Source organism: Variovorax sp. 10L426, assembly GCF_056395305.1.
Genome location: NZ_JBFTJF010000006.1, coordinates 33864 through 57485, shown reverse-complemented (window position 1 = coordinate 57485; position 23622 = coordinate 33864). Strand labels below are relative to the sequence as shown.

Annotated in this window: 17 protein-coding genes and 2 pseudogenes; 7 read left to right on the top strand and 12 right to left on the bottom strand. The window is 63.7% G+C overall.

Features of this window, described 5'->3' with window-relative positions; genetic code table 11:
- The first annotated feature begins 2 nt into the window (after positions 1 to 2).
- A complete protein-coding gene (locus tag AC1DHL_RS10530; protein WP_478161974.1) occupies positions 3 to 554 on the top strand; it encodes a GNAT family N-acetyltransferase in 552 nt (183 codons plus the stop codon).
- Positions 555 to 683: 129 nt separating this feature from the next.
- A pseudogene (locus AC1DHL_RS10525) lies at positions 684 to 907 on the top strand (IS110 family transposase); the annotation flags it as partial.
- Between the two features lie 119 nt (positions 908 to 1026).
- Here AC1DHL_RS10525 and AC1DHL_RS10520 read toward each other — a convergent pair.
- From AC1DHL_RS10520 to AC1DHL_RS10495, 6 genes and pseudogenes are all read right to left on the bottom strand, one after another.
- Complete coding sequence (locus AC1DHL_RS10520; RefSeq protein WP_478161973.1) at positions 1027 to 1707, bottom strand: HD domain-containing protein; 681 nt, start codon at positions 1705 to 1707, stop codon at positions 1027 to 1029.
- Between the two features lies 1 nt (position 1708).
- Complete coding sequence (locus tag AC1DHL_RS10515; RefSeq protein ID WP_478161972.1) at positions 1709 to 2500, bottom strand: 1-acyl-sn-glycerol-3-phosphate acyltransferase; 792 nt, start codon at positions 2498 to 2500, stop codon at positions 1709 to 1711.
- 15 nt (positions 2501 to 2515) lie between these two features.
- Complete coding sequence (locus AC1DHL_RS10510; protein ID WP_478161971.1) at positions 2516 to 3628, bottom strand: adenosylhomocysteinase; 1113 nt, start codon at positions 3626 to 3628, stop codon at positions 2516 to 2518.
- A complete protein-coding gene (locus tag AC1DHL_RS10505) occupies positions 3628 to 4173 on the bottom strand; it encodes an NUDIX hydrolase (protein ID WP_478161970.1) in 546 nt (181 codons plus the stop codon). The genes AC1DHL_RS10510 and AC1DHL_RS10505 overlap by 1 nt, the downstream gene beginning before the upstream one ends.
- Before the next feature lie 232 nt (positions 4174 to 4405).
- Positions 4406 to 4624 (bottom strand): annotated as a pseudogene (locus tag AC1DHL_RS10500) (xylose operon transcription regulator XylR); the annotation flags it as partial.
- Between the two features lie 15 nt (positions 4625 to 4639).
- Positions 4640 to 5659: an isopenicillin N synthase family dioxygenase gene (locus AC1DHL_RS10495; RefSeq protein ID WP_478161969.1), complete on the bottom strand. Its 1020-nt coding sequence runs from the start codon at positions 5657 to 5659 to the stop codon at positions 4640 to 4642.
- A 48-nt stretch (positions 5660 to 5707) separates the two neighbouring features.
- Here AC1DHL_RS10495 and AC1DHL_RS10490 point away from each other — a divergent pair, with 48 nt between their 5' ends.
- A complete protein-coding gene (locus AC1DHL_RS10490; protein WP_478161968.1) occupies positions 5708 to 6121 on the top strand; it encodes a group II truncated hemoglobin in 414 nt (137 codons plus the stop codon).
- 291 nt (positions 6122 to 6412) lie between these two features.
- Positions 6413 to 6973 (top strand): GNAT family N-acetyltransferase, encoded by a 561-nt coding sequence (locus tag AC1DHL_RS10485; RefSeq protein WP_478161967.1) that lies wholly within the window; start codon positions 6413 to 6415, stop codon positions 6971 to 6973.
- A gap of 7 nt (positions 6974 to 6980) precedes the next feature.
- On the opposite strand, the gene AC1DHL_RS10480 is transcribed toward AC1DHL_RS10485, so the two are convergent.
- From AC1DHL_RS10480 to radC, 6 genes are all read right to left on the bottom strand, one after another.
- On the bottom strand, positions 6981 to 7637 hold the full coding sequence (locus AC1DHL_RS10480) for a Smr/MutS family protein (RefSeq protein WP_478161966.1): 657 nt from the start codon (positions 7635 to 7637) through the stop codon (positions 6981 to 6983).
- Between the two features lie 15 nt (positions 7638 to 7652).
- A complete protein-coding gene (locus AC1DHL_RS10475) occupies positions 7653 to 9608 on the bottom strand; it encodes a sensor histidine kinase (protein WP_478161965.1) in 1956 nt (651 codons plus the stop codon).
- Positions 9518 to 10195 carry a response regulator gene (locus tag AC1DHL_RS10470; protein ID WP_478161964.1) on the bottom strand — a complete coding sequence of 226 codons (678 nt, stop codon included), beginning with the start codon at positions 10193 to 10195 and terminating at the stop codon, positions 9518 to 9520. Before AC1DHL_RS10470 ends, AC1DHL_RS10475 begins: the two co-directional genes overlap by 91 nt.
- Positions 10196 to 10209: 14 nt before the next feature.
- On the bottom strand, positions 10210 to 18588 hold the full coding sequence (locus AC1DHL_RS10465; protein WP_478161963.1) for a hemagglutinin repeat-containing protein: 8379 nt from the start codon (positions 18586 to 18588) through the stop codon (positions 10210 to 10212).
- Positions 18589 to 18607: 19 nt separating this feature from the next.
- Positions 18608 to 20365 carry a ShlB/FhaC/HecB family hemolysin secretion/activation protein gene (locus AC1DHL_RS10460; protein WP_478161962.1) on the bottom strand — a complete coding sequence of 586 codons (1758 nt, stop codon included), beginning with the start codon at positions 20363 to 20365 and terminating at the stop codon, positions 18608 to 18610.
- Between the two features lie 133 nt (positions 20366 to 20498).
- Positions 20499 to 21176, bottom strand: coding sequence for a RadC family protein (gene radC, locus AC1DHL_RS10455; protein ID WP_478098207.1), 678 nt, complete (start codon positions 21174 to 21176; stop codon positions 20499 to 20501).
- Positions 21177 to 21241: 65 nt separating this feature from the next.
- Between radC and AC1DHL_RS10450 the strand changes: the two genes are divergently transcribed.
- Genes AC1DHL_RS10450 through AC1DHL_RS10440 form a run of 3 tightly spaced genes read left to right on the top strand, consistent with a single transcriptional unit; the run spans position 21242 to position 23621 of the window.
- Positions 21242 to 21700, top strand: coding sequence for an FKBP-type peptidyl-prolyl cis-trans isomerase (locus AC1DHL_RS10450; protein ID WP_478161961.1), 459 nt, complete (start codon positions 21242 to 21244; stop codon positions 21698 to 21700).
- Positions 21697 to 22662 carry a 4-hydroxy-3-methylbut-2-enyl diphosphate reductase gene (gene ispH / locus AC1DHL_RS10445; protein ID WP_478161960.1) on the top strand — a complete coding sequence of 322 codons (966 nt, stop codon included), beginning with the start codon at positions 21697 to 21699 and terminating at the stop codon, positions 22660 to 22662. The genes AC1DHL_RS10450 and ispH overlap by 4 nt, the downstream gene beginning before the upstream one ends.
- Positions 22659 to 23621, top strand: a complete 963-nt coding sequence (locus AC1DHL_RS10440; protein WP_478161959.1) for a threonine/serine dehydratase — start codon at positions 22659 to 22661, stop codon at positions 23619 to 23621. The genes ispH and AC1DHL_RS10440 overlap by 4 nt, the downstream gene beginning before the upstream one ends.
- Position 23622 lies beyond the last annotated feature (1 nt).

Genomic DNA, 23622 nt, shown 5'->3' with positions numbered 1-23622 from the left:
CCATGGCGGAGTGCATCGAGTTCGATACGGAGCGTCTCCGGGTGCGGCAATGGCGCGAAAGCGACCGCGAACCCTTCTCTCGACTGAACGCCGATGCGCGCGTGATGGAGTTCTTCCCTGCGCCGCTCTCGCGCGCCGAAAGCGACGCGATGGTCGACCGCTGCGCAGAAGGCATCGCTCAAAGGGGCTGGGGGTTCTGGGCCGTCGAGGAGCGTGCCAGCGGCGCGTTCATCGGCTGCGTCGGCATCACGGTGCCGCGGCCGGATCTGCCGTTTTCTCCTTGCGTGGAAGTCGGGTGGCGGCTGGCGCAACGGTACTGGCGCCAGGGCTACGCCTTGGAGGCCGCCCTCGGCGCCTTGCGCGTGGGCTTCGAGCGCCTCGCGCTCTCCGAGATTGTTTCGTTCACCGCGGTGCCGAATCTGCGCTCGGAGGCGGTTATGAAGCGTCTGGGTATGACGTCCGATGGTGTGTTCGAGCATCCAGCGCTGCCGGTGGGCCACGCGCTGCGCCTGCACAAGCTCTATAGGCTGCGCGGCGACGCCTCGTCCCTATAGGGGCTGTCGTACTTCCCGAGCATGTATGGACCCGACGCTTCTCCTCGAGGAGACGGTGCGCGATCAACCACTGCTGTTCGGAGGCGCATCATGCAAATCGACATTCCTGGCATCGGCTTGGCCAAGCGCGTGTTCCAGCTTCATGGCGCCGATCACCATGGGCATGCGCGGCATCGTTCGAAGGTGGCCGCGCGCCGCGCTATTGCAAGCCGTACAAGAACTGCGGCCGCGGGTGATCGCGATGGAGGCATGCAACTCGGCCCACTACTCGGCGCGGCGCTTTCATGGTGGGCATTGAGGTGCGGTTGATCAGGCCGCAGTACGTGACGCCCTTCGTGAAGACCAACAAGAACATCGACGGTGCTCCCATGTCCGATGGGGGCCAGACCCGGTATCTCGAGGCATCGAGATCGCATCAGCCGACTTCCCGAGGCTAGCCCCGGCCAACCCAGTGAGTCTTCACTATAGAAATCTATATTGCTATATCAGCCATCAACTGATCAAGAAACTGACGCATGAATACAGAACGCTCGCGCGCCATTCTAGCGCCAAATTCCGTCATCATTTCATTTTCCAAATGCAATAGCTTTTCGTGGAAATGATTTACAACAGATGAGGATTTTCCGTGGACAAACTTTTCCGATGCCGTGCTCGCTGGTGTCCACATCGGCTCTCCCAGAAAACCGCCAAACATAAATGCCCTCGCAACACCAACTGCCCCTAGTGCGTCGAGCAAGTCGGCGTCTCGCACTATTTTGGCCTCCAGTTCAATTTCGACGTCCAATACAGTGTCGCCAGCGCACTCGTAATATTCTGTGAAATTGATCGCGCTGCAGATAGCAGCGTAAAGTTCCCTGGGGATGCAGTCAAGACGCTGAAGAATGCTCACAACTTCACCCTCGACTTCCGCCGGCGCGACATGTCTACCGAACCGCTTCTCTGCAAAGCGATGATAGTCGTGAAGGTACGAAGCAGCGACAACAGTAATTGGGTTGCCGCCCGTCGTTTCACGAATTGAATTTGCCAAATGTGCAACGCGATCCAAATGGTGCAAGTCGTGCGCCACGACGGATGCATCAAACAATCCGGAAATTTCTCTAAGAATATTTGAGCGAAATGAATCAAAATCAAATACAACAGATGAACTCTTCACTTCATCGCTCCCTCATCGCTATAAGTGTCTCTTGTAATTCTTTGTAAAGCTGCTTTTTGACGTCACCAATAGTCCTTTCCCCCTTTAGCTCTCGAACGTTAATGGGTTTTCCGATGTTGATTTTGATCTTCGATGGAAAGCCGATGAGAAAATTGAAGCAATGCGCGGGCACGCCACATAGGCTCGGAAGCACAGTAAGCACGCTCTGAGGTGTTACTGGATAGAGATTACGGTCGAATTTGAAAGCTTTTCCTAGGAGCTTCGATGTAAAAAGCGTCGGCAATGCTTCCTCGCAACCAATGGTTGCGACGGGGATAAGGGGTACATCGTGTTCAATAGCGCCACGGATAAATCCGCCGCCGAACTGATGGATAGGACATAGACTTCTACGTTCAGAGAAGGGCTTTGACGAACTGTTTCCCCCTTCCGGGTATGTAAGAACCAACTCTCCTTTCTGCAAAAGGTATTCCAAATTTCTCGGATGCCCTATGGTTGCTCCAAGTCTATTGTTCAAAAAAGGGCCGAACAGTGGGAGTTTCTCCGAACCAATATGATAGAGCGACCTAATGAATCTTTTCGATGACGAGTGTTTTCTGGCGGCCACAGTTAGCATCAAGCCGTCGAGAAGATTGAAGCCAGCGTGATTTCCAAAAAGAATGGCTCCGCCGTGTGCTGGAATGTTCTCAAGGCCCGTGGCTTCAACCCGATGCCAAAACGAATAATAGTGGTTGAAAAAATTCAATGTTTTGTCAATAGTGTTCTTATCAAAACCGAAGGCGTCGTACCGCTCCACATTCGCTCCTTTTTGTTACCGCACCGAGAACTGATCGAGCCAACGATCGGCGATAAAATTCTTTGATCCGTCATTCAATTGTCGAATGCCGGTTCGTGAAATCTTTTGAAGTTGGGAAAGTGCAAAAATGAGCTCAGCCTGAACAAGCATGATGAATGGACCAACTATTCCGCCATGCATGAAATTGGCAGAATTGCCGTCATTGCAAAGCAAGACTTTTTTGCCGTTTTTTTGAACTATTGAAATTCTCGGGTGGGCGGACGGGCTAGCACTTGAAATTGTTGAGTGGTAGTCTTCGATCTCATCATCTCCAGACGTTGCTGTAAAAATCATCGCGTTTTGTTTCATCCGCTGGAAGTCGGTCGACCTCAGCGACTTGTTCCCGGTTGCGCAAAAAAACAGATCTGCCGCCGAGATCAAATTTGCCTTGTCCCCACCTCTGAAGCCATGCGCTAGTGCGAGAGCTTGGCGCGCAGGATTTTTGTCGAATACGTCCACTTGAACGAATTTTGCTCGGAGGTGAGTGGCGATACTGCTCCCGATCTTGCCATATCCCATAACTAAAGCTTTTCTTCCAGTAAGCAATCGACCGGTCTCTCTGAGCAAAGCGTCCGCTGAAAATACGACCGCTTGCCCTACTAAAAAATCTTCTGGATCCTTGAGTCGGCTCCTGGCCACAGAAATCACAGGGCAGGGGTAGGAAGCAGAAGCTTCGAGTAGACACTCGTATTTTTGATGGCCATTTTCAGTATCTTCAACTACCCCCAGCAATTGGCTATTTGATTCGGCTGCCATTTCGAACAGTACATGGGAGAAGTATCCGCCAGTATCGATGATTGCAAATGAATCACCTTTCACGTGGCTCATTATTTTGCAGACGAACTCCTTCTGGTTATTTTTGATTTGATCTCTGGTGTACCTTAGTATGGGTATGAACGGCTGAATTTTGCTTAACACGCCGTGGTCGACCGAATTTGGCTTGGGAATTACTGCGGCGACTCTTATTCTTGAGTTGACGGCAAGTAAAAAATCATCGACTCCCGGGACAAGGTGCGTTACGATCACTAAGCTCTGAATATCACCGGGTACGTGCTCCAGAACCGATTGGAAAAATTGCTGTGAATACATTAATTTATTGTGATTCGTAGTGTTTTTATTTTTTTGATGAGCCGTTTTAAGTTCGGCTCGCTAATGTTCGGTATCTCAATCCAAGAAGCGTGATGTTCGCCATTCATTGCGGCGTGCGGTATTGTGCTCAATAAATATCGAAAGTCGAAATGGAGATGAGTCGGCTCCAATTTTTTGGTGTTTTCTGGTATTTCGTGAATATCAATGTCGATAGGGAAACGGTTTGTGTGATGCCACGAGTGGATACTCGATGTCAGCCCTGTTTCTTCTCGCACCTCACGTTTTGCTGCGGCTATAGGCGTTTCCCCCGGTTCAACATGTCCGCCCGGCTGCAACCATTTACCAAGCACCGGGTGTGCGATCATTAAGAGTGAGTCACCCTGTAAAACGATGCCACTTGCAGTGATGTGGCCGGGAGTATTTTTGCGATCGAACAAGTTTTTCCCACCGGTCGATTTAATGTGATCGAACAGCGGCGCAAGCCGATCCCTTTCGGAAGAAAAGTGATCAAGGTACTGCCTCGTTTCTGCTTCTGAATTTTCCATTGCTCACCTTCCTTTTCTTGAATCAGCGTTTGTAGCGCTGTCGCGTGTTGGTTTGGAATCTAGCCCGAATTTGGCGAGTGCGACTATGTCGGGGAGTACTGATCAGCAAATAGAGAAATTTCTCGAGCGAATTGAGAATGTGCTCGTAGGCCGAGTCATCCCACAACACCGGCATCAATGGCGCTGATTTGCACGCCGCGGTAGACACGGCACCCAGGCGCCAGGTGGGCTAGGCCTTCTCGCGTTCCTGCGCCCAGCTGTTGCCCTGGACTTCAGGCAGGCTGTACATCGCGAGCCGTGGCAGGCCGGCTTCGACCAGGTGGTCGCGCGCGAGCTTGACGAGTTTGAAGTTGTCGGTGGCCGCATAGGGCACGCCAACGGGGTAGTCGGCCGGTTCGGCATATGAGCCGCCCACCGCCACGACCGGCAGCGTGCCGGTTGCAAGTGCCTCGAGCGCAACGCTTCCCTATAGCACCTCGTCGCCAAGCTGCGGAAACACCTTTGAGACTTTCGCCAGCAGGTAGTCGCCGTACTTGCCATTGAACGCATGCACGTTCGCGCGATCCCAGCGCGCGGCGCTGTCGTCGTGCGCGTCGGCGCCCGCGAGTCCCTCGATGCGCTGCACGCGCGCCTCGAAGTTCGGGTCGAAGAAGAGCGGGAAAGAGAGCCTGTCGCGACCCGAGGTGTTGCGCGTCACGCGGTGCGGCGTCGACTTGTAGAGCCCGCCCGTCATGCGGTCGAGCATGTCACCGATGTTGCAGACGAAGGAGCCCGCGATCGGCGGCGCCTCGATCCAGCCTTCCGGCGTGCGCACTTGCAGGCCGCCGACGTCGTCCTGGTGCAGGATCGTGAGCAGGCCGTAGTCGGTATGCTCGCCCACGCCCCAATGCACGTCCATACCCTCGGGCACGGGTTGGGTCGGGTAGTTGAAGATGCGGAACAGGATCAGCGGGTCGGCCGTGTAGCGCTGTGCGAAGTACGCGGCGGGCAGGCCGAGGCTCGATGCGATGCCTTCCATCAGGCGATGGCCGAGCCGCGTGACCTGGTCGATGTAGGCGAGCACCGTCTCGCGGAATCCGTCGATGTCGGGAAACAGGTTGGGCCCGTGCACCGGCGTGCCGGCGCGCACCAACGGATGGTCTGCGGGCAGTTCGGTGCCGAGGTAGAGGCCTTCCTTCCAGTCGGGCCGGCCGGAAGTCAGTTCGCCCGCAAGCGGAAAATAGCCGCGCCAGGCACGGCCCCCGAGCGCCATTCGCCAGCGCATCTTGGCGGGTTCGTCGAGCGAGAAGAAGCGGTGGCTGAGGTCTTCCAACTGATGGACGAGCCCTTCGTCGACACCATGCCCGACGACGTAGAAGAACCCGTGCGCACGGCACGCGGCGCCGATCCGCGCCGCGACTTCGCTGCGTGCGTCGGCGTCGCCGGTGCCCGTGGTGAGTGCGGAAACATCGATGACCGGCAGGCCGCCGGCGGAGGGAAGGGGCATATCTCGCATCCCCGGATGTTGCCCCAACTCTTGGGGACAATGTCGACCATGCAAATTCAGGAAAAACCGCCTTTCGACACCCCGTTCGAGTGGATCGGCGGCGAAACCAAGGTCCACGCACTGGTCGAGCGTTTCTATGACCTCATGGACCTCGAACCCGCCTATGCGCAATTGCGGGCCGTGCACGGCACGACGCTCGACAACGCGCGCCAGAAGCTCTTCTGGTTTCTCTGCGGATGGCTGGGCGGCCCGCAGCATTACACCGACCGCTTCGGGCATCCGATGCTGCGCGCGAGGCATCTGCCGCAGAGCATCGGCGGCCACTCCATCGGCATCAAGGAGCGCGACCAGTGGCTGGCGTGCATGGACCAGGCGATGGGCGAGACCGGCGTGCCCGAAGATTTGCGCGAACGGCTGCGCGGGTCCTTCTTCCAGACGGCCGACTGGATGCGCAATCGCTAGTCATCGCAGTTTTGTTCCTGCGTCCGGAGCTTGACGACGAAATGGCGAGCATGCAGACTCCATTGCCATGAACACGGCGTTCACCTCACCCACCATGCTTGCTCGCGCAGATATGCGGCCGTGCGCGGCTTCCGGTCGTGCGCGCCCGATGCTGGCGCTAGTGATGGTCGCTGTCTCGCGATCGTGGAGGGCGGGTTAGGGTCCCCGTTCACTTCTCATCATCGATTCTTGAAAAAGGCCCGCATCCGCGGGCCTTTCGCTTTTCAGCCCCTTCCTACATCAGGAGTCTTCATGGACGACCACGACGCAATTCCAGCCGAGCGACGACGAAGCGCTACCAACCCGGCCATGCATGTGCGCAAGGCCCGTGTTGCGGATGCCGAGGCGTTCGCTCGGATGATGTCCGATCCTGAGATCTATCCGCACCTGTTGCAGATGCCCTATGGCGATGCCGATCTCTGGCGCCAACGCTTGACTGAGATGTGCGCTCCTGGCAAGGGCGATCTGTTGCTCGTCGCCGAAGTCGACGGTGAAGTTGTGGGAGCCGCAGGGCTCCATTCAACTGGTCCTTCGCCGCGACGTCGTCATGCCATGGGAATGGGTATCCAGGTTCAGCCTCAATGGCAGGGCCGCGGGGTGGGCACGTTGCTCATGCAGTCGCTGTGTGACTATGCGGACCGGTGGCTCGGACTCTCCCGGCTCGAACTGAACGTCTACACCGACAACCTGCGCGCGCAGGGCCTCTATCGCCGCTTCGGCTTTGTTGATGAGGGTGTGCATCGCGCCTACGCGATGCGCGACGGTGAATATGCCGACTCGCTGTCGATGGCGCGATTGAGGCCGAAACCTTGACGGGCTCTCAGCGCCGCGACGGCGCCAGCAGCACCACCAGCGCACCAGCGCCTCCTTCCGCAGGCTTGGCCTGCACGAAGGCCAGCGTCTCGTTCTTCTGGATCAGCCAGCGCTGCACCTTGGCCTTGAGCACAGGCTGTCGGCCCGGAGAGCCGAGGCCCTTGCCATGCACCACGCGCACGCATCGAATCCCCTGCTTGTGCGCTTCGCGAATAAAGGCGCCGAGCGCTTCGCGCGCCTCGTCGCTGCGCATGCCGTGCAAGTCGATCTGGCGCTGGATCGACCATTCACCCGCGCGCAGCTTGCGCGTCACGTCGGTATTGATGCCGGGGCGGCGAAAGCTCATCGCGTCGTCGGCGTCGAGCAGCGTGCTGACGTCGAATTCATCGGAAAGCGATTCGCGCAGCACGCGTTGTTCGTCCAGTTGCTGCTGCACGGGTATCGGCGCTGGCGGTTCGGGCGCGAGAGGAACGGCGGCTTTCTGCCGCAGCGGTTGGGTCGCGCCGATCGCACGCGCGAACAGGTCCTGGTCGGCGGCGCGCTTCTTGTGCGCCGCGGCCCGTGCAGCGGCCTCGGCGGCCTCGCGTTCACGCTGTTCGGCGAGCGAGCGCTGAACGTCCTTGAGGTCTGCAAGGCTCTTGAGGTTCTTGGGCTTGGAGGGCATGCGTGACGGGCGGGTTCAGGCGGCGATGGCGGTGTCGATCGGGCAGCGCAGTTCGAGGGTGGTGCCGATGGTGCTGGAGCGGATCTCCAGCGTGCCACCCAGGCGCGCGGCCCGTGCGTGCATGTTCTGGAGTCCCATGCCGCCGGAAGCACGCGACGTGGTCTCGTGGGCGAAGCCGCGTCCATTGTCCCGCACGGAGAGGCTGAGCTGGCCGTTCACCGCTTCGATCCTGACGTCGACGTGGTCGGCGCCGCTGTGCTTGAGCACGTTGGCCAGCGCCTCCTGCAGCACGCGCAGGAAGTCCAGGCCGCGCTTGCCGTCGAGTCGGCAGGCTTGCAGGCCTTCGAGGTGCCAGCGGCATTCGATGTCCGCGGCCTCCAGCAAGCGTGTGCAGCGATGGCGCAGCGGCACCAGCCGCTCGGCAAGCTCGTCCGTGTCGTCGAAGGCCGAGCTCTCGATGATCAGGCGCAGGTCGTCATTGACTTCCCTGAGCGCCCACAGCGCGATGTCGCCGCTGCTGTCCTGCCGATTGCCGAGCGTGTGGATATGGCTGTTCAAGGTCATGCCCAGTCCGTCGTGAAGATCGCGCACGAGGCTCAGGCGTTCGGTCAGTCGTGTCTGGATCAGCTCGGCGGCGTGTTGCCGGCTCAGGCCTTCGGCCAGGCGCCGGGTCGCTTCGTCCACGCGCTGTTGGAGCTCGACATTGAAATGCTCGACCAGCCGCATGTCCTTGACCATGCGCCAGGTCAGCGCGAAGGAGATGCCCAGCAGCGTGGCGCTCGACGATAGCGCCGCATAGTAGCGATTGCCGGGAAGCCATTCGAGCAACACGAGCGTGTCGTGCGCAGCGGCGACCAACGGGATCGTCAGGCACGCGGCCAGCACGACGGCTTCCAGCCGGCGCGAGGCGAAGGCGTGGCGCACGATCAGCGCGCAGCCGCCGAGATAGGTGAACAGTGCCGCGAGCACGGTGATGTTGCGCACCGTGACTTGCATGTCGGGCGGGCCGAGGGCGACCGCCGCGATGCACAGGCCACCGGACGCGAAGACCACCCGCCGCAACCGTTGCCAGTCGAAATGGCAAAAGCTCAGCGCAAACATGAAGAAGCACACGATGCTGGCGAGCAGCAGGATGTGGTCGGTGCGCTGATAGGCCTCGGTGCTGGTAAACGGCCATGGGCTGACCGCTACGTAGTTGTATGAATACAGCGCCCACAGCAGCGTGAAAAGGCTGAACCAGCCGTACGACACCTCCTTGCGCCGCAGAAGCCAGAGCATGCCGTAGAGGACGCCCATGACCAGCGTCAGCCCGATGCCGAGCAGCGGCAGTGTCTGGCGCGTGAGCCGGCTCTGGTGATACACGCTCTTCACCTCGGCGAGTTGGCCGAGTTGCACGGGACCGAGCCCGGGCTGGTACGCCGACAGGCCCGAGACGCGGATCAGGAGTTCGTTGGCGCCGGGCCGCAGCAGAGGTTCATCGAGCAGCCAGAAGCGCGGCACGTTCCAGGAGCGCGAGAGTGGTTCCGTCAGGCGAGTGTCGCTCCCGATCAGGCCCCCGTTGAGATACACCGCCCCAGCCATGTTGAAGTATTCGATCGCGAGGCCCATGGGGGACACGCGGCCGGACCCGGTGGATTCGTTCCATCGCAGTCGGTACCACACCACGCCGTCGAAGCCGGGCCACCGCGTGGTCCAGCTGTCGGGCAGGGTCACGCGGGTCCAGCCTTCGGATGGGGGAGCGGTGGCGTTCCAGTCGGAACGCACGGCCTCGACTTGCTCGAAGCTGTGGACGCCGGCTGCATCGGCGGGAGCGCCGTGCGCGGCCGTGAGGAAGAAGATGCAGGCGAGAAGTGTGGAAAGAAGGGCGCCCGCCGCGCGCATCAGGGCAGCAAGCCCTGCGTGCGCGCACTGTGCACCGCGCCAGCGCGTGACCGCACCGCAAGCTTGCGGTAGATGTTCTTGGCGTGGCATTCGACGGTGTTGATGGACAGGGACAGGCTGTTCGCGATCTCGCGATTGCTATGGCCCTGTGCAACCAGTCGCAGCACATCCAGTTCGCGCTCGCTCAGTTTCGCAGCCGGTGCAAGGCCCGGCGCGGCGTGGATGGTAGCAAGTGCGGCGGCCGCGGGCTGGGGAGCGGCCATCAGCTGGAGGATGCGGCGCGCGATCACCGGATCGATGGGCGCGCCGCCGCGCTGCATGCTGCCCAGCGAGAGTTCGAGCTCGGTGTCGCTGCCGTTCTTCAGCAGATAGCCCACCGCGCCGCCGCGAATCGCCTCCAGGACGGTGGCGTCGTCGCCCAGGCTGGAGACCACGACCGCATCGACCTCCGGCGCGTTCGCCTGGAGCCACGGCAGCAGTTCGAGCCCGCTGCCGTCGGGAAGGCTGACGTCGAGCAGGGCCAGGTCGAACCTGCCGTTGGCGAGATGTTCGCGTGCCTCGGCCAGCGTGGAGGCCATGGCGCAGCGCGCCTGCGGAGCGGCCGTCGCAGCCACGCGCTCGAGGCGCTGGCGGACGGCGCGGTCATCGTCGACGATCAGGATGTCTTCCACGGTCATGGCGGGCTTGTCGCTTACTTCGGCTTGGAGATTCCCTGATTGATCACGACGCCGCCCGTGCCGCCGTCGATGTGCGTGGCTTGCGAGCTGCTGCTCTTCTGATTGTCCACGTAGACGTCGACCACGCCGCTCCCCTTCTGCTGGGCGTTGGGCGAGACCGGCGCCTTGGCGGTCGGCGCAGGCGCGGCCGTTGGGGTGGGCGGCGGTGGCGTCGACGGCGGCTTGCTCGCGCCGGTCGTGGTACCGGTCGGCTTTGGCGCAGGGGTCGCCGCGGGCGTGGAAGCCGGCGCAGTGGACGAGCCGGTGGATCCGGTCGTGCCCTTCTTGGTCGGCGTCATGCTCGAACCCGAAGCGGACGCCGAGAAACCGACCGTCTGCGAGCTCGATGTGCTCTTCGCTTCCTTCTGGATGAAGGCGCCGCCCGCGTCGGCGGTGACGCCGTTGGCCGCCTTCACTTGCGTGCCTTCGAGCGTCGTGTTGCCGCCGGACGAAAGCTTGATCGCGCCGCCGCTCGTGATGCCGCCGCCGGTCGCGGTGTCGCTGTCGGACTTGGAAGTGCCGACGCCGAGCGAAGCTGCACCGCTGCGGGTGTCCATGGTCTCGCCGCCGGTCTTCTTGCCATCGGTACCGCGCGTGCCGCCGACGTTCTCCTTCTTGCCGCCCGACGCGGATGCGGAAACATCCACGCTGAGGCTGCTGCTGCTTTCCACCTTGTGCGCGGCATTGAAGTTCAGCGCCCCGCCCGCAGAGACCGAGACATCGCCGTTCGTGCTGGAAATCTGCGTGCCGGTGAAGTTCGCGTCGCCGCCGCTCTTGATGGTCAGCGGTCCGCTGCCACTCTGGATGCTGCCGGCCACGTCTTCATTGAGACTGCCCTTCGATTGCGAGTAGCCGACCGCTGCGCTTCCGCTCGCGCCGGACTTGCCTGCGGTGACACCCACGTCGACGCCGGTTTCCTGGCTGCTCGATGAAGCCGTGTTCTTGGCCGCCGCGAAGTCCACCTTGCCGCCCGCATCGACGCTGGCTGCGCCGCCGGCCGAGAGGTTGGTGCCTTCGAGCCGCGTGTCGCCCGTGGTCTTGATCGACAGGTTGCCGCCGGCCTGGATGCCGCCGACGACCGCAGTGCTCGAATTGCTGCTGCTGTTGCTGCCGTCGTAGTTGACGCCGACGCTCACGTCCTTGTTCACGAGGTCCACGCCCACCGAGGCCCCGGCGCTCGTGCTCTTCGAACTGGCGCTGCTGGTGTTCTGGGCGGCCTTGTAGTCGAGCGAACCTGCGCTCAGCGAGACGTCCTGGCCGGCGGAGACCTGCGTGCCTTCCAGCGTCGTCTTGCCGCTGGAAGTGCTGTTCACGCTGCCGCCCATCTTGATCGTCGAGACCACAGCCGTGCTGCTGCTCGACTGGTCGGACGAATTGTCGTACTGGTAGCTTGCGCGGACGCCAGCGCCAGCGCCCGATTCCTTCTGTGCCGGCTTGCCCGCGCCTGGACCGACGGAAGCGTCGGCCGAGGCGCCGACGCCGGCTTCGGCGTACGCGCCGACCTTGGCGGTGTGCGTCGTGCTGCTCGACGAGCTGTACGTGGTGTCCGCCGCGGCCAGGCTGGAGATGGTCTTCGCCGACTGGTTCAGGTTGCCCGCGCCCTCGATCTGCGTGCCCTGGTCGGTGATGCTGTTGGTCGCGGTCCGGTTGATGTTGCCGCCCGACGAGAGGCTGGACGTCATGGCCTTGGTCGAGCCGTCGACGCTGCTGCTCTGCGTGTTCGAGCCGTAGAGCCCGACTTCGATCGACGCCGAGGCCTCGCCCTTCGCGCCGGCCTGGGCGCCCAGCGCCGCGTTCGCGCCGGCGCTGCCGCTTGCTTCGGCCTTGCCCGTCGCGTAGAGGCCGGCCGTCGTCTTGTCGCTCGTGGTGCTGACCTGATGCACGTCGTCCACGGCCTTGAAGCTCATGTCCGTCGCGTTCAGGTTCATGTCGCCGCCGGACTTCATGCTCGATCCCTCGAGCGCCAGCGTGCCGGTGGCGTTCACATTGAGATTGCTGCCGGCATTGATGGCCGAGCCCTGGTGGGTGGTGTCGAGCGTGTCGGTGGTCGTCTTGGTGTGCTGCACCAGGTCGAGGTGGTTCTCGCTCGTTGCCGACGCGTCTGCGCTGGCCTGCGCGCCTGCGCTCGGGGTGCCCTTGCCACCGGATGCCTGTGCGCTCGCGCCTGCATTGGCTTCGGCCTTGTTGTCGGTGCTCGCCATCAAGCCCACCGAGGTCGATGTGACGGTCGTGCTGGACGTCTTCTTGTCCTCGGCCGCGAGCAGGTTGACGTTCTGCGCGTTGACGGTGGCGCTGCCGCCCGCATTGATGGTCGAGCCCTGCAGGTTCACGTCCTTCGACGCATTGATGGTGACGTCGCCGCCGAAGTTGAGGTTGGAACCGACATGCCTGAGGTCGGTGGTGTCCGTCTGCGTGGTGGTCGATGAGCCGAAGGCGAGGCCCGCGGCGCCGGTGCCGGTCGCGCCGGCCGAAGCCTCTGCGGAGGCCGAGGCCTTGCCGCGGCCCGAGGATGCCTCGGCCGACGCACCCGCGTCCGCCGAGCCCTTTGCGGACGCGCTCACCTGCATCACGCCGGTCGTCTTGGTGGTCGTGTGCGTTTCGTCGTAGTTGCGACCGGCCAGCACATTGAGGTTGGTGGCGTTGATCTCGCCGCTGCCCTTCACGTCGAGATTCGAACCCTGCACCGTCATGTCCTTGCCCGCGGTGAAGGTGGCGTTGCCGCCGACCTCCAGGGTGCTGCCGACATTGCGCACGGAGAGGCTGTCGCTGGTCGTGCTGCTCGTGCCGAACAGCGAGTTGTTCATTCCGACACCTGCCGACTTGCTCTCGCTGTGCGTGGTCGTACTGTTCTCGCGCGCGACGATGTTGAGGTCGCCGCCGGCCTTGAGGTCGGCATTGCCGCCGACCTTGGCGTCGGTGCCGGCCAGCGTGATGTCCTTGCCGGCGTCGACGTTCAGGTTGCCGCCGACGGTCAGGCCCGATTTCACCTGTTCGACGGTAGTGGTCGTCGTGGTGGTCCAGCCGCTGCCGCCAGAGACAGCGACTGCGCCCTGCGTGGTGTTGGTGTTCTTGTTCTCGATCGTGTCGAAGGTCACGTTGCCGCCGGCCTTGAGGCTGGCGTCGGTGCCGGCGCTCATGGTGGCGCCGATGTTGGTGATGTCCTTTTTCGCGTCGAGTGCGAGCGCGCCGGTTGACTGGATGCCTGCCGTCTTGCCGATCGTCGTCTGGTAGAACTGGTCGCCGCCGCTGCCGGCGCTCATTGTCTTGTTGACGATGCTGCCGTTGGTCGACGTCAGGCTGACGTCGCCGCCCTTGATCGTTCCCGAAAGATTGGTGATGTCACCGGTCGATGCGACGACCAGCGACTTGCCGCCCACGATGGTCCCGCCGGTGTTGGTCAGCGAGGTCAGGCTCATGTTCGCGTCCTGGGCCGAGATGACGGCGCCGGTCGCGATGTTCGCCTTGGTGCTCTGGGCCAGGTAGACAACCGGTGCCAGCACGACCTTTCCGTCGATCTGGGTGGCGACCATCCAGACGATGTCCTGCTTTAGCGAGGCCTGCTGCTCGGGCGTGAGCGCCTTGCCGTATTCAAGGCCCAGCGACTTGCTCTCGGTGGCGGCGCTTTCCATCAGGCCCTGCATCTGGGCGTCGGCGCTCTGGTAGCGGGCCAGGATCACGCCACCGGTCTGCGCGATGAGTTGCTGCTTGACCAGATAGGCCTCGTAGCTCGCATCGCCGAGGCGCATGCCGAGCTCGTCAGGGTTGTAGCCGAGCAGCTTGGACAGGTAGTCCGATCCCATGGTGGAGGAGCCCACCATGTAGAGCGGATTCGTCTCGACGAGATATTTGGCGCTGGCGTCCTGCGAGCGCACGTAGTAGCCGTTGGGGTTGGTCGGCAAGGCGACGCGAATGCCGCCGAAGGCATTGCCGTCGATCCCGTTGGCTGCGTTGAAGCCCAGAAGCGAGATGCCGTTTGCGCCCGTCACGCCGAGCGAGCCGCCGTAGGACTTGGTTCCGGCGCTCCCGGCGCCGCTTACCGTTCCGCCCATCTGCCCGGAGGACGCGGTCTGGCCGGCTTGCGTTTTCGGTGTGGGCTGCCACGGGGAGCCCGCATTGACAAGTCCGAATCCCGAGGCGTTGAGCGTGTTCGCATAGACACCCGCGCCGATGCTCTGGAGCGTCGAGTCGGAGGTGCTGACGTTGGACGCGTAGTGGCTGTCGTCGGTGTAGGTGAGCCCGCCCGCCGCGACGTACTTGATGTAGTGCTGGTACTGGTCGGTGTACGTTCTCCGCAGCAGGGAGAGGTCGTCGTTGGTGAAAGTCGCCGTTCCGCTTTTGCCCGTGAGATTGAGGACATTGCCGGAGATGACGCCGCCGAGGTTCTGCGCGGTCTGGAAGCTCAGGTCGACCTGGCCGCCGCCGATGATCTGCGGCTTGAGATTGCTGTCCGGCGTGCCGCCGACGTAGTACTGGTCCTGGATCCAGGTGGCCGTGTAGTACCACGCCTCGGTCTGATCCACGCATCCGCAGCCGTTGTAGCCCTTGCCCATGTGGTCGGTTTCGACGACGGTCTTGGGGCCCTCGGCGCCCCATGCGCGCGTGGTGTCGGTGGCGAAGGAGTTTCGAATCGTGTTGGCGTCGATCTGCAGGTTTCCGAGACTGTTGATGGTGCTGTTGTTGACCACCGAATCGGCCTTGAGGACCACGGCACCGTCCGCGTTGATGGTGCCCTGGAACGCCGAGGCGCTGGCGGCGTTGGTCAGCGTGCCGGACAAGGCCTGCGCGGTGAGCGTGCCGCGTGCATACAGGGAGCCCTGGTTCATCAGGTTGCCTGTCGACGCCGTCACGTTGAGGTTGCCGAGGGCTGCCATGCCTCCGGTCAGCCCATTGGTGATCGACGGTGCGGTGACGCCCAGATTGGTGGCCGAGAACAGCAGGCCGTTGTTGATCAGCGCGTTGTCGACGTTGATCTGACCGCTGCCCGTGTTGCCGAGCGCGACAAGCATGCGCGACGCACTGCCGCCCATCGTGAGCGTCTTGGCGTGGAAGGTCAGGTTTCCGTCCGACGCGAGGGTTGCGCCGTCGGCGAGAGTGACATTGCCGGTGTCGATCGCCACATTGGCGCCCCTTGCGGTCTTGCCCTGAGAGATGCTCAGGCTCGAGCCTGTGCCGCCGGTGACGCTGAGCTGTGCGCCGCTTTGCAAGGTGCCGTTGATGGTCGCCGCGTAGTCGCCGGACTGCGCCTGCAGATGGAGATCGTCATTGGCAAGGATGTCGCCGTTGCTGTTCAGTCCGCTGCTGCCGACCGATACCGTCAGCTTGCCGGCGGATTGGAGCTTGCCGTCGTTGTCGATGCGCTTCGCCGCCACGGTGCCGGCCCCGGCGGTCTGTCCGTCGCTCGTTCCGAGGGTGATCACGCCGTTGGCGCGATTTGTGAGCGTCCCGCTCGCAGTGATCGCGCTGTCAGTGCGAAGTCCGCCCTGAATGGCGCCGTCGTTGTCGATGGTGGCGACATTTACTTGCAAGCCGTTGCCCAGCAGTTTGCCGGTCGATTGGTTGGTGAGCGCACTGTTCGCGCCGCCCACCGAGAGTGTGCCGCCGGCCTGAACAGTGCCGGCATTCGTGTAGCCGCCTGCGCCTGCAGTGGTGACCAGGTCGCGACCTGCGCGCAGCGCTGCGCCGGCCTTGTTGGCGATCTTGTCGGCGGTGACCTTCGCATCCTGTTGCGCTTGCAGGATGCCGCTGTTGGTCAACGTGCCGGTCACATTCAGCGTGCTCTGCTGGCCGTTGTCCTGCGTCGAGAGCACCCAGGTGCCGTCGTTCGTCAGGGTGCCTGCTTGCACGGAGCTGCTGTCCGAGGCCTGGATCCAGCCGTTCTGCGCCTGGTTGCTGACAGTTGCCGCCTTGAGCTGCAGATCCTTGCCAGCCAGGAGCAAGCCGTTGTTGTCGACGTTCTGGCTGCCGGCGCCTGCGCGATCGGCGATGTCCAGCGTGGTGGCGGCGTTGATGGTTCCGCTGTTGCCGATCGTGCCGTTGACGCGCAGCGTGGTCGAGCCCGTGCTGGCGGTCAGGACGCCGGCATTCGAGAGGCCCTGCGAAGCTTCGAGGCGCAGATTGCCACCGGTGCTTTGCAGGCCGCCGCCGGTGCCGATGTCGACCTTGCCGCCGGCGCTGACCGCGACGTCGCCACCAGATTGGGTCGCTGCGCCCGCCGCGCTCGTGAAATCACCAGTCGTGGTGGCCGCGAGTGCGTCGGAAGCGACGATCGTGCCCTGGTTGGTGGCCGAGCCCGCGTCGAGCGTGAGACCACCCGCTGACTGCAGGGTCCCGGCGTTGACGAGCGCTCCAGTGAGCGTGACGCGGTCGGCCGCGCCTGCTTGTTGCGAGAGCAGCCAGGTGCCCTGGTTATCCAGGCTCGATGCGTCCACCATGCTGCCGGCGGATGCCTGCACCCAGCCGCTCTGAGGGTCACCCGCAACGGGTGTGTTGGTGATGGTGTCGGCGCGCAGGGAGAGTGCGCCGGCGGTCAGGAGCTTGCCTGTGTTCACGACGTTCTCGCTGCCCGCCCCGTTGCGGTCGGCGATCTCGATGTTCTGGGCCGACTGGATCGTCCCGCTGTTTCGTAGCGTGCCGTCCGCCCGCAGCGAGGCCTTGCCGTCCGTCAGGAGCATCCCGCTGTTGGTCAGATTGGCGGCAGCCAGGTTTGCGTTGCCGCTGGATTGCAGCTTGCCGCTGTTCGCCAGGTTGCCGCTGACGGCGACGCTGTCGTTGCCGCCGGCCTGCTGCGAAAGCAGCCATGTGCCGGCGTTGTCCAGGCTGTCCGCGTTGATTGAGGTACCGGTGCCTGCCTTGACGCGACCCGTGTCGGTGTTGCCGACGCCTGCGGCCGAGATGGTGAGCGCAGTGCCCGCGACAAGGTCTCCGCTGTTGGTCAACGACTGCGTCTGGCTGCCGGCTGCATCGGCAATGTCGAGCGTCGTACCGGCGACGATCGTGCCCGTGTTGCCGATCGACTGGCCGACCCGCAGCGTGACGCTGTTGTTTGCGGAGAGCGTTCCGCCGTTGTCGAGGCCCTGGCCGGCATTGACATTCAGGTCGCTACCGGCAGCCCACTGGGTCGCGCCGACACTGGCAGTTCCGTCGACGGTGACGTTGATGGCGCCGACGGCGCTGCGGGTATTGCTCGCGCCTGCGCTGGCGGTATCGAGCAGGCTGCGTGCGCTCACGCCGAGGTCGCCGCCGGCGACGATCGCACCGCCGCCGATGGTGGCGCCGCCTTGTGTCGCCGAGAGGGCGATGTTCCGGCCTGCCGCCGTGCTGGCGTTCGTCAGCGCAATTGCCGCGGCGTCATTGCTGTTGCTGGCGACCAGCACGTCGCGTTGCGCCGAGATCTTGTTGCTCAGCTCGATCCTGCCAGCGGCCGACAACGTGAAGTCTTCCGCGCTGGCCGCCGCATCGCCAAGCATGCGCACCCCCACGCCGGCCTCGGTCGCCGTGAGCTTGATGCGGTTGGCATACATGCCGCCCAGTGCGGAGCTGTCGATCGCGTAGGTAGGCGCCGTGCCCTGCGCGTCCACGCTGCCTGTCACGGCGCGCGTGCCGTAGTCCCATGAATTCGTGCCCGTGTGGATGCCGAGGTCCTGCGCGTTGATGGTCCCTTCGATCCGTACCGAGCGCGTGACAAGGTCAAGCACCTGCTGCGCCGTCGCATTGAGGCCGTTGCCGGTGACCAGGATGTCGCCCTGGCTCACGTTGAAGCCGCCGAGGCTGCCGTCCGCGCGCATGAAGGGCAGGCCGGTCGTGAGCGTCACGCGGTCGGTGTTGATGAAGCCGCAACTCGAGCAGGTGATGCCGTATGGATTGGCCAGCACTACGTCGGCCTTGCGGCCCAGCACTTCGGTGAAGCCCGCGAGCGTGCTTCGGTTGTTGGCGACCACCTCGTTGAGGATCACGCTCGCCGGATTCGCCATGTTGTAGTTGGCCATGATCTGGCCGGCGAGCTGCGAGCTGTACGTCACCTGCTGCGTGGTCGTGTTGTTGAGGACCAGGCCCATCGCGTTCACGTTGAACTGCTGATAGCGGTTGTGCGAAAGCCCCGCAGCGTTCGGGTTGGCAATGTTCACCACCGTGACGCCGTTGCCAGCGACATAAGCGTTGGTCTGCGCTCCGGGAGCAACGACGACGGAGGCGGGCAGTGTCTGCGACTGCGCGAGACCCACGCCCAGTGCGGCGGCGACCAGGACGGCTGCCGGGCGGGCGGACTTGCTGCTCTTGCTGCGGCCGCGGGCGGTTTCCGCGACGGCGACCCAGGCGCGAACGGCGTTGTTCCAGACGATTCGATAGACGTGGTTCATGGCGTTTCCTTGGTCGGATTCACAGCGAGTAGGAGAGGCGGACGCTGTAGAGCGTCCCTTCGCTCGTCATCGAGGACGGCAGGTGCGCGGCGCGCGAGGCAAAGAGATCCATGCTCAGGCTGCGCCACACGAAGGCGACGCCCAGCGTCACGCCCGAGATCGAACCCGAGGGCACCCCGGGCACCCTGTTGGTGACGTTGCCGATGTCGTAGCCCACGTAGGCCCGGCCCGCCAGCGGCTGATTGCCGAGCGTGATCTGCCATGGCAGCGAGACGTCGTTGCGCCAGAAGTAGCCGTTGTCGCCGCTCAGCGTGTTGACCATGAAGCCGCGCACCGAACTGGCGCCGCCGATCAGGATCTGCTGCGAGCCGTAGAGCGTGTCGGTGGCGTACTGGCCGCTGAATTGGCTGGACCACAGCAACGGTTGACTGCCGGCCTCGAAGCGCCGGTTGAATCCCAGGTCCAGCGCGAACTTGCCGAACTGGGCGTGGGGAAGGTCGGAGGGCAGGTAGGCCGGATCTTCCATCGCGCCCAGCAGGCGCAGGCCGCGCACGTAGACGAAACGTCCGTTGACGATGCCGCCCGCCGCCTGGGTGAAGGTGCTCGCACCGAGGTCGAGCGTGGTGAGCTGGCGGCTGCTGACGGCAAGATATTCGCCGCCGAGGAAGTTGCGGGTGTCCTGGGTTGTCAGCCGGCTGACGAGCGAGAAGCGGCTCGCCTGGTCGCGGAAGATCACGCGGTCGGCCGCGAGGCTCTGTGTGGATGTCGTGCCTTCGGAGGCCAGGCTCTTGCCGCTCGGCAATTGCAGCGTGTTGACGTAGTTGCTCTCGCTCGCATCGAAGGAAAAATTGTTGTAGCCGTACGGAACGGCGACGTGCAGCGCGGTGGCGTCGGCGTTGTGATCGCTGTCATGCGGCACCGACTGGCGGCGCGTGACCGCGATGAGTTCGTTGAGGCCGAGCAGGCTGTCGAAACTCACGGTGGCCGAGGCGCTTTCCCTTCCGGTCGATGGCGTGCCCAGGTTGTCGTAGGTCGCGAAGAGGTTGACCGGCAGCGCCGCCTGGTTGCGCACGACCACCACGCTCTGGCCCGGCTGGGTGCCCGGCTGCACGTCGAGCGTCGCCGAATTCGACGCCAGGCCGTTGAGCTGATCGATGCCCTGTTCGAGGTCGCGCAGGTTCAGGTGATCGCCGGGCCGGGCCGGAAAGGCGCCGCGGACCGAGACGTTTGCCTGGCGGCCCGATTGCTGGAGGTCGAAGCGCTCGATCGTGCCTTCGACCACGGTGATTTCGAGCACGCCCGTGCGCAGGTCCTGCGCGGGCAGGTAGGCGCGGGTCGTGATGTAGCCGCGGTCGATGTAGCTCTTGGTCAGCGTCGCGAGGATGGCTTCGAGATCCTTCGCGGCCAGGCAGTGGCCCGCGTTGTCGCGGATGACGCTTTGGCGCACATCGTCGGGCAGCAGGGTGGCGCCATTGATGTGGATTTCGCGGATGTCGCGGCAGGGGACGCCAAGGTCCGGCACGCTGACCTTCGGCTCGACAGAACGCAAGTCGGTGCCGCCGCGGGGGGCTTGCTGGAGGGCGCGTTCCTGTTCTTCGCGCAGTCTTTCCTGCTGCTGGCGTTCGATGACCTGGTTCTGGCGGTCGATTGCGCGGGGATCGATCTGCGCCTGGGCCGTCAGGCCCGTCAGGAGTGCAGGTAAGGCCAGCAGTGACGCGATCTGTAACCGGGTCGTGGGGCGGGGATGCGGGTCAGGACGTGAGAAGGAGAAAGACATGTGCGCTGCCCCGAAGAGGCCCTGCACCGGCTGCGAAATGCGACCCTTGGAGGGCGGCCGGTCAAGGTTTCTGAGGCGCGCGAACTTTTACATAAAGTTTCACATTTGGGAATCACGGAAAGCTGTGAATTTGTCACACCAGCCCGCGCTCGGCCATCGACAGGCTGGAACCCCTGGAGACGATCACGTGGTCGAGCACGCGCACGTCGATGAGCGCCAGCGCGGACTGGAGCGTCCGGGTGAGCGTCTCGTCGGCGCGGGAGGGCTCCACGCAGCCGCTCGGATGGTTGTGGGCCAACACCACGGCGGCAGCGTGGTGGTGCAGGGCGCGGGTGGCCACCTCGCGCGGGTAGACGCTGGTCTGCGTGAGCGTGCCGCGAAACAGTTCTTCCATGGCGATCAGCCGGTGTCGCGCGTCAAGGAAGAGGGCGGCAAACACTTCGTGCGGACGCGCCCCGAGATGAAGCTGCAGGTAGTGGCCCACTGTTTCCGGCGAATCGAAGACGGGCCTTTCTTTCAGGCGTTCGGCGAGCACGCGGCGGGAGAGTTCGAGCACCGCCGCGAGTTCTGCACGTTTGGCGGTGCCGCCGAGGCCCTTGACGCGCTTCAGGTCATCGAGTCCGGCGTTGAGCAGCCCGGCGAGGCCGCCGAAAAGCTCGAGCAGTTCCTGTGACAGTTGCAGCACGTTCTTGCCGGCAATGCCCGTGCGCAGCAGCAGGGCGACCAACTCGGCGTCGGCCAGCGCGCCCGGGCCGTGGTCAATGAGCTTTTCGCGCGGCCGCGATTCCTCGATCAATTCCTTGAAAGACATGTCCTGTACGGGGTTCGAGCCCCACTCCCTAAAATGTGGGCCCCAGTCTATAGCGACGTCTCACCTTGTCTTCGACCACCCGCCCCGCCGTCGTCACGGCCGGTTCCTTCCTCACCCTGCACTACCGGCTGGCCGGCCCCGCGGGCGACATCATCAACACCTTCCAGGACAAGCCCGCCACGCTGTCGCTCGGCACGGGCGAACTTTCGCCGGCCATGGAGCAGCGCCTGATCGGTATGGAAGAAGGCACGCACGCCACTTTCGAGCTCCCGGCCGGCGATGCCTTCGGCGAGCGCAATCCCGAGATGCAGCAATGGGTGGCGCGCAAGCTGCTCGCGCAGATGGGCGACCCCGACGAGCAATACGCCGTCGGCGACGTCGTACAGTTCCCGACACCCGACGGCACCGGCAGCTATGCGGGCGCGGTGATCGAATCGAACGAGACGGGCGTGCGCTTCGACTTCAACCATCCGCTCGCGGGTCAGCCTGTGACCTTCGAGGTCGAGCTGATTGGTGTTCTGTGAGCGGCGTCGAAGAAGTCATCCTCGCCGAGCCGCGCGGCTTCTGTGCGGGCGTCGACCGCGCCATCGAGATCGTCGAGCGTGCCATTGCGAAGTTCGGCGCGCCGATCTACGTGCGTCACGAGATCGTGCACAACACTTACGTGGTGAACGAGCTCAAGGCCAAGGGTGCGGTCTTCATCGAGGACCTCGCGGACGTGCCGCAAGGCGCGACGCTGGTGTTCAGCGCCCACGGCGTCAGCAAGGCGGTGCAGGCCGAGGCGCGCGAGCGCGGCTTCGAGATCTTCGACGCCACCTGCCCGCTCGTGACCAAGGTCCATGTCGAAGTGGCCAAGCTGGCCAAGGAAGGCTACGAGTTCATCATGATCGGCCACAAGGGTCACCCTGAGGTCGAGGGCACGATGGGTCAGCTCTCCAGCGGCATCCACCTGGTGGAAGACGTGGCGGATGTCGCGCGCGTCTCGCCCGCACAGACGGAGAAGCTCGCGGTCGTCACGCAGACCACGCTGTCGGTCGACGATGCGGCAGAGATTTCCGCCGCGGTGCGCGCGCGTTTCCCGAGCGTGCGCGAACCCAAACAGCAGGACATCTGCTATGCGACCCAGAATCGCCAGGATGCGGTGAAGATGTTGAGCCCGCAGGTCGATCTCGTGATCGTGGTCGGCAGCCCGACGAGCTCCAACAGCAATCGCCTGCGCGAGCTGGCGCAGCGCCTGGGCACCGAGAGCTACATGGTCGACTCCGCGGCCGAGCTCAAGCCCGAATGGTTCGACGGCAAGACCCGCGTCGGCCTGACCGCGGGCGCGTCGGCACCCGAGGTGCTGGTGCACGAAGTGATCGACCGCATCAAGGCGCTCGGCGCCGTGTCGGTTCGCAAGATGGACGGCATCCAGGAAACGCTCAAGTTCCCGCTGCCCAAGGGCCTGAAGCTCGACGACATGCCAACACCGGGACACATCTCGTGAGCGGTGCTGCAACCGACTGGCGCGCGGACATCGAAGCCGCAGCCTCGCGCATTCGCGAGCGCGCACCGAACTTTCTGCGCGAAACGCCGCTGTGGAAGCTCGAAGGCTCCGCTCTTGGTGTGAGCGTGAAAGGCGTTGAAATCTGGCTGAAGCTCGAACATCTGCAGACCAGCGGCAGCTTCAAGGCGCGCGGAATGATGAACCGGTTGCTGGCCAACGACATCCCGGCCAGCGGGGTGATCGTGGCGTCGGGCGGCAACGCAGGCATTGCAACGGCGGCTGCGGCGCAGGCACTCGGCGTTCATTGCGAGGTCTTTCTTCCCATGGTCTCGTCGGAGGCCAAGCGCGCCAGGCTGCGTGCGCTCGGCGCGCAGGTCGTGGTGGGCGGCGAGGCCTATGCCGACGCATTGGCGGCCTGCCTGGAGCGCCAGCGCGCAACCGGGGCGCTGCTCACGCATGCCTACGACCAGCCCGAAGTGGTGGCCGGTGCAGGCACGCTCGGGCGCGAGATCGAGCGCCAGGGCGGGCTGCCGGACGCGGTGCTCGTCAGCGTCGGAGGAGGCGGCCTGATCGGCGGTCTCGCGGCGTGGTTCGAGCAACGCGCGCGCGTGGTCGCGCTCGAACCCGAGCGCGCGCCGACGCTGTTTCGCGCGCAGCAGGCAGGTGAGCCGGTCGATGTCGACGTCGGCGGTATCGCGGCCGACTCGCTCGGTGCGCGGCGCATCGGCAACATTGCGTGGGACATCACACAGCGCCACGTGCGCGATGCGCTGCTGCTGTCCGACGATGCAATCCGGGCGGCGCAGTCGTGGCTGTGGAAGGAACTGAAGCTGGCCGTCGAACCGGCCGCCGCCTTGCCGCTGGCCGCGTTGCAGTGCGGGGCCTACGTGCCGCGCGAGGGCGAGAAGGTGTGCCTCATCGTCTGCGGCGCCAACGTCGATCCGGCAACGCTCGCCTGAG

Bases quoted from the DNA above. Each gene is read 5' to 3' on its own strand.
- AC1DHL_RS10460 (WP_478161962.1), bottom strand. From the start codon at position 20,365: ATGTCTTTCTCCTTCTCACGTCCTGACCCGCATCCCCGCCCCACGACC.
- AC1DHL_RS10470 (WP_478161964.1), bottom strand. From the start codon at position 10,195: ATGACCGTGGAAGACATCCTGATCGTCGACGATGACCGCGCCGTCCGC.
- AC1DHL_RS10530 (WP_478161974.1), top strand. From the start codon at position 3: ATGGCGGAGTGCATCGAGTTCGATACGGAGCGTCTCCGGGTGCGGCAA.
- AC1DHL_RS10505 (WP_478161970.1), bottom strand. From the start codon at position 4,173: ATGGAAAATTCAGAAGCAGAAACGAGGCAGTACCTTGATCACTTTTCT.
- AC1DHL_RS10490 (WP_478161968.1), top strand. From the start codon at position 5,708: ATGCAAATTCAGGAAAAACCGCCTTTCGACACCCCGTTCGAGTGGATC.
- AC1DHL_RS10475 (WP_478161965.1), bottom strand. From the start codon at position 9,608: ATGCCACGCCAAGAACATCTACCGCAAGCTTGCGGTGCGGTCACGCGC.
- radC (WP_478098207.1), bottom strand. From the start codon at position 21,176: ATGTCTTTCAAGGAATTGATCGAGGAATCGCGGCCGCGCGAAAAGCTC.
- AC1DHL_RS10465 (WP_478161963.1), bottom strand. From the start codon at position 18,588: ATGAACCACGTCTATCGAATCGTCTGGAACAACGCCGTTCGCGCCTGG.
- AC1DHL_RS10495 (WP_478161969.1), bottom strand. From the start codon at position 5,659: ATGCCCCTTCCCTCCGCCGGCGGCCTGCCGGTCATCGATGTTTCCGCA.
- AC1DHL_RS10480 (WP_478161966.1), bottom strand. From the start codon at position 7,637: ATGCCCTCCAAGCCCAAGAACCTCAAGAGCCTTGCAGACCTCAAGGAC.
- AC1DHL_RS10485 (WP_478161967.1), top strand. From the start codon at position 6,413: ATGGACGACCACGACGCAATTCCAGCCGAGCGACGACGAAGCGCTACC.
- AC1DHL_RS10510 (WP_478161971.1), bottom strand. From the start codon at position 3,628: ATGTATTCACAGCAATTTTTCCAATCGGTTCTGGAGCACGTACCCGGT.